We start from the raw sequence: 5,673 nt of genomic DNA on the forward strand, positions 1-5,673 counted from the left end.
AAACCCGCGATCAGCTATGAGGAAGCACTGGCGCAGGTGCAAAGAGCGCGGGGAGGTGGGGCGGCGGCCGGACAGGTGACAGAAACCCCGGTGCTGCACCGCCCAAAGTGACCCTATTTGGTCTGTGTCAGCGACGGGCCATACCGCGCCAGCGTTGCATGGTCGCCCGGCTCGATCCGGCGGTCCCGGTATCGGATCGTCTTGGTTCCGTTCTTCAGCCGCAGCGGGGCCGTGCAGCAAACCCTCTCGGGCAGGATCGGACCGCCCTTCGACCGGCAAGGGACGCGGAACTCTATGGGTGTGCCGTTCTCGTCCCTGACCAGTTCACCATCGCCTGCCGCCTGAAGATGCTCCAGGCGCAGCCAGCTCACTTCGGAGGGCTTTCCTTTGAGGCGGCCAGCCCAAGCTCGACAAGCCGCCTGATTGCTTCCGACCTGCTGGGCAGATCGTCCTGTGTTTTACGCCATGCGTCGATCTTGGCCACCTGTGAAGGGGCGATAACCATTTGAAGGCGGATGGATTTGAGTTCTTCTGACATGCGCTCAAGATGGCATAGTTACGCAACATGAGCAATATGCTTGACTATATGACAAAGCTGTGTAACTTAAGCGGGCAGGCAAGGTGTTGGAGCACCAAGCCGCCCTAACCGAAACACGATCTAAGCAGGAGATCGAGAATGGCTAAACACCATACTAAGGCCGCATGCGTTGATTCTGAAGGGCTGACCCGCCGCAACCTGACCCGCTGGCGCTGGTCCAATGCCATCGAACACATTACCCGCACTGCACCGCAATGGGAGCCGCTGGCGCTGATCGAATGTGGCGGGACGCTGGTGCGTCATCGGCAAACTGGACGGCTCGCCGAGCATCGCAATGATCGGCTGGTCAGCGTTAACGAGCGCAAGGCAGAGGCGGCTCTTGAACAGCTTTCCAGCTAACCCCCGAGGACACCATGACGGGAAGAACTCCGCTCAACATCCACTTCATAACCTGAGACGCGACCGGAAACCTCAGCTTGTCGGGAGTGTGGCTCAGGCTACCGCCTGAGCCACCATATCGGGGTGCTGCCCAATGACCCGAACATAGGCCACCGCAAAATCCGGCGCAGTCGCTCGGGATTGTTCCCAATCGCGCAGGGTGCCGACAGGAACCCGGAAGCGGTTGGCGAACTCGGTCTGCGACAAGCCCAGATCGGTGCGCGTCTTGCGGATCAGCCGGGCGCGCTGCCCGCGCTCCATCCCTTCGATAGATACTGTGCGATCCTCAGCATCCGCCGGATCAGCAGGTAGACTGATATGCTCTTTCTTCACCTTTGTTGCTCCTTCTTACGGAAATGAAGCGGGGCAGATCATCCCGCCAAACGAACACTCCGGTGAACAGCTTCTCGCCGACATGACCAACCACCTTGTAGCGATCCTCTTCATCCTCGCTGCGAATGGTAGGGAGGATCAGATGGTTGTCGTCGTCAAAGATACGATCACCGAATGCAAGAGACAGTTTGTGCTTCTCCTGATTGGTGGCATCTTTTGCGGGGTCGAACCTGTTTTCCATACGAATACCATACGGGATTTCCGTATGCCATGTAAAGCGAGAACTACGGAATTTCCAACTGACCCCGTATAACTGTGGCTAACCGGCTTTCAGGTTGCTTGAGGCCTGCCCCTGTCCTGTGACATAACGGCCGGGACGGGCTTCATAGGATGTGACCCCGTAGGACAAACCGCTTTTTGGGGTTCTACATGGCATCCTATGTTTCCGGCCAATCGCCGCTGCAATCTGCCCTTTCGCAACTGGGGGCCGCGCCTGAGCGCGATCACCCGGTATCGGTGCGGGAGGCTTTTGACGGCATTGCCCGGCGCTCGAATGTCCCTGCCAATGTGCTGATTGCGCTGGACGAGGCCAATGGTGGGGGCGGGTCGGTCGAGGCTGCGGAAAAGAACGCGATGGCTCTGGCGGGGGCGGTTCAGGGCGGCCTGCGGATCGAGGACGCCATCACCCGGCTTGCGGGCGATGAGGCGCGTGGCAGGGCGATCCTTGAACGCTCCTATGACATTGCGGACCAGCTTTATCCGGCAGGGTCTGCGCCTGTGCGGGTGTCTGAGGGCGACGGCGACGGCAGGGTAAGCGCGGGTGAAGCCGCAGGCGGACTGGCGCGGGATGCAGGCACCGGGGCCGTGCGCAGCGTCGGATCGGCGCTGCATGGTCTGGGGGTGGCCGCCGATGAGATCGCGCGGTTTGGCGACGAGCCGGGCAAGTCCCGACCGACATTCCTGCGCGCGGCGGGGCGCGATCTGGGCACGGCCGTTTCCGCTGTCGGCGAGGGAATCGCCGATGGCCGGTCGGCGGATTACAAGGCCCGCCGCGACGGGACAGAGATCAGCGGCAACCTGATGTCGCCATCCACATGGAGCCTGGGCGCGGATCCGTCTGTCATCGGGCTTCTGGGGCTGGCTGCCGAGGGGATCGGGTCCATGGCCCCGCTGGTGATTGCCCCCAACGCGGGATCGGCAGCGGTTCTCGGGGCGCTCATGTCGGGCGGAGAAGGCGCGCAGAACGGCCGCAGGTTCGTCGAGGATGCGGCCAAAACGCTGGACGAAAGCGGGCGGCCCGAAATCGAAAAGTTGCCTGCCTATCAGGCTATGGTATCGGGCGGCATGGCGCAGGCCGACGCGGTCGAAGAACTTGCCCGCCGCGCGGAAAACAGTGCCGGGTTCCGGCAGGGGCTGATCGGTTCGGTCGGCGGTGCCGCGACCAACCGCATCATGCGGGGGGCAGACGGCTGGCTGGGGCGAGGCGGCAGGCTGACACGCGCTGTCAGAAAGGGGGCGGCGGGGTCTCTGGAGGAAGGGGTTCAGGAAACCGCCGAGGGGGCGGCATCGGCCAGCGGGATCAATGCGGCGACCGGGTCGGAAATCGACGTGATGGCCCAGTCCTTTGCGGATTTCATGGGCGGCGCGCTGGCGGGCGGCGGCATGGGTGCCGTCGCGGGAGCGGCCCTGCCGGGCGGACGCGCCAAGGGCGCACCCCCTCCCGCGCCAGAGGCGCAGCCGGAGATCCTTGCGCTGCCCGCGCCGCAGAATGGCGGAACGATTACTGGCGGTGGCAGGCCCGGACAGGCCCCCGGCGAGATCGAGCGTGACCCGAACCTGCCGCCCCGGCCCTCGCCCGACCAGTTCGCCCCGCAGCCCGCAGGGTTCCGGCCTCTGGGGGCGATCCGAAATTCCAGGATGCCCGGTGCTGACGGCAGCGGCACCGGGCCGGTCGCCGCGCCCTCTGATGAAATCTCTCTGATCAGGGGCGCGGCGGCAACAAATCACGATGTCATGGGCGTTGTTCCTCCTGCCGGTCCGATTGAAGGGATTGCGCAGGGGATCGCCGCCGCCATTCCGGCTGCTGCCCCCGCCTCGCCGCCGCTATTTCCCGACCAGAAACCGGGGGGCCGGGTCCGTATCGGCGATCCGGAGACCGGCAGGATCACCGATGCGGTGTTTATGTCCGAGACGCCGGACGGATTGGCGCGGCTGCGAATCGATGGGCAGGTTCTGGACCTGAACGCAGAGCAATTCGACCGGTCCCGCAACGCTGTGGCCGGGATCGAGGCGGCGCGCAAGCAGGCCGCCAAACCCGCACAGAAACCCGCACAGCCAGTCCCGTCTGTCGCCCCAAGAACACTCGGCGCGCTGTCACAGGCCGCGCTGGCAGGCGTGCGGAAAGACAATCGGGTCGGCCCACCGCCACGCATGGAAGACGAAGTCGCGGCGATGTCGCCGGAAATGGCGCGAAAGGCGCTGCTCAACCTCGAAAATATGATCAGGTCGCGTGGTTTGAATGCCCGCATGTTCGCGATGCGCGACACCTTGCGGACGCGCATCGCAGAAGGAGAAACCACCGATGTTCAGCCCGGACAGGCATCTGATGGGCGCGACGACCTGCCCGCCGCCCTTCGGATGGGCGATGGATCTGAATCAGGCCCTGAAGCAGCTTCGCAGAAACAGGGTGATCGACCGGCGGGAGGCCCGGCTGGTCAGGCAATGGGTCAAGGCGGGCGCACCGACGCTGGCACCGGGCGATCCGCTGCACATGCTGCTCTGGACGGTCTGGATGTGGCAGTTGGAACCGGGGAACTGGCTGAACCACTGATCGAACCGATCCGGACAAAGGCTGCGGTCATCCGCAACTGGAACCGCCCGGAGCCGCCCGTTGTTCAGGGCGTCAGCATCAAGGAGGATGCCCGCGCCGGGGGATGGGTATTCAGCCGCAAGCATGAGGCGCGGGTGCGCAAGGCATTGGCCCTTCCGGAACCCGACGCGACTGATGGCGAGATCATCACGCCGACCGACGATACCGGGCAGTCACAAGGCTCTGTCGCCATCGCGGCCACCGACGCCGCCACCAAACTTTCCCGCCGTGCAGCCGATATTGCCCGCGCTTTGGGGCTGAATGCGAATTACGCCAGCCGGATCCATGACGAGGCGCAAGAATATGGCTGGGACAGGTTGGCCTTTCAGTTCAGGATCGAGGACGAAGGCGGGCGCAAATCCTATGTCTGGACCGATGCAAAGGGCAAGGTCATCAGCCGGATGAAAAAGCCGGGCGCGCCCGAGGCCCTGCGGCGCGGCGATTATCGTGATCCCATCTCTGCCTATACGACCGTTCGCGCTGCCACCTTCCGGCCCGCCGACCTGTTCCGTGCTTCTGCTCACATCGATCCGGGAGAAACCGGCGGAACGCAGGCCGCAGCCGAGGCACCAACGGACGAAACCGGCCAATTCGGCCCCATCTATCGCCAATTTCGCCATCAGGCCGATGCAGCGATTGCACATCTGAAGGCCAAAAGAACCGGCGAGGCGGTAGGTGCGGTTCATCATCGTGATATTGGCGATATTGATCTTATTTGGGGAAGCGCCGAAGGCGAAGGGTTCGGGCTGGCCAAGATCGCGGCCAGGCATCCGGAGGTTCTTGCCGATCTGCAAGGGTTTCTGGATCGTTTGCAGAAAGATGAAGGTCGGTCCGGCCCGAACCGCATCAGGCTTTCTGACAAAACGGGAAACGCCGTTGTTCGGCTTGATTGGCAGGGTGATGCTAGGACGTGGCTTCTTACAGCCTATGAAAAGGGCCTCGGCGGTGACACCAGGACGGACACTGTCACACCAATGTCGGCGGATGACACAGCTAGCCGCCAAACCGAGACCCGAGGTGAGGATAGGAACAGCGAGAAGGTCTCGCAAGAGAAAAGAGCCAGGCGCGACAGAGCGGCAACAGATGCGGGCCTCCTGTCGTCCCTGTCGCTGGAAAAGCAGGCCCGTGCGGCGGAACTGAAAGCGAAGCTGGCGGCAAAGGCGCGCCATCAGGCCAGCAGCGGGCTTGACCCGGACTATATCATCCTCGGCGGCGAACTGGTTGCGCTTTATATCGAGGCTGGCACGAAGCGCTTCGGCCAGATGCTGCGGGATTTCGCGGAAACCACAGGGCTGACGCTGCGCGAGGCTCAGGCCCCCATGCGGGCGGCCTATAACCATCTGCGCGACGACATGGACCTGAAGGGCGAAGATGTGTCGCAGATGGACGACGCGGCGGCGGTGATGGCCGAAGTTCGCGCCGCGCTGGCCGACTCCGCCACCTCGCCATCCGCCCCGGAGGGTGATAGCGCCAGACGAGACAACACGAAGGGAGG

4 protein-coding genes and 1 pseudogene are annotated in these 5,673 nt (G+C 63.7%); 2 read left to right on the forward strand and 3 right to left on the reverse strand.

The annotated features are described in order from the left end of the window. Positions 1-113: 113 nt before the first annotated feature. A complete protein-coding gene (locus ACK5L9_RS24385) occupies positions 114-371 on the reverse strand; it encodes a hypothetical protein (RefSeq protein ID WP_416914051.1) in 258 nt (85 codons plus the stop codon). Positions 372-676: 305 nt separating this feature from the next. Between ACK5L9_RS24385 and ACK5L9_RS24390 the strand changes: the two genes are divergently transcribed. Then, the gene (locus ACK5L9_RS24390) at positions 677-937 is read left to right on the forward strand and encodes a hypothetical protein (protein WP_416914052.1); all 261 of its coding nucleotides are present in this window, start codon (positions 677-679) and stop codon (positions 935-937) included. A 93-nt stretch (positions 938-1,030) separates the two neighbouring features. Here the strand turns inward: ACK5L9_RS24390 and ACK5L9_RS24395 are convergent, their stop codons facing one another. Together ACK5L9_RS24395 and ACK5L9_RS24400 are read right to left on the reverse strand one after the other, a co-directional pair. Beyond that, complete coding sequence (locus ACK5L9_RS24395; RefSeq protein ID WP_416914053.1) at positions 1,031-1,309, reverse strand: helix-turn-helix domain-containing protein; 279 nt, start codon at positions 1,307-1,309, stop codon at positions 1,031-1,033. Beyond that, positions 1,278-1,550 carry a BrnT family toxin gene (locus tag ACK5L9_RS24400; protein ID WP_416914054.1) on the reverse strand — a complete coding sequence of 91 codons (273 nt, stop codon included), beginning with the start codon at positions 1,548-1,550 and terminating at the stop codon, positions 1,278-1,280. Before ACK5L9_RS24400 ends, ACK5L9_RS24395 begins: the two co-directional genes overlap by 32 nt. A gap of 188 nt (positions 1,551-1,738) precedes the next feature. Between ACK5L9_RS24400 and ACK5L9_RS24405 the strand changes: the two are divergent. Beyond that, positions 1,739-5,673: pseudogene (locus ACK5L9_RS24405) on the forward strand (hypothetical protein); the annotation flags it as partial.

The organism is Paracoccus sp. (in: a-proteobacteria) (assembly GCF_047973135.1).
GTDB lineage: Bacteria > Pseudomonadota > Alphaproteobacteria > Rhodobacterales > Rhodobacteraceae > Paracoccus.

What these genes read in the sequence shown, in the direction of transcription:
- ACK5L9_RS24390 (WP_416914052.1), top strand. Translation starts at nt 677, where the DNA reads ATGGCTAAACACCATACTAAGGCCGCATGCGTTGATTCTGAAGGGCTG.
- ACK5L9_RS24400 (WP_416914054.1), bottom strand. Translation starts at nt 1,550, where the DNA reads ATGGAAAACAGGTTCGACCCCGCAAAAGATGCCACCAATCAGGAGAAG.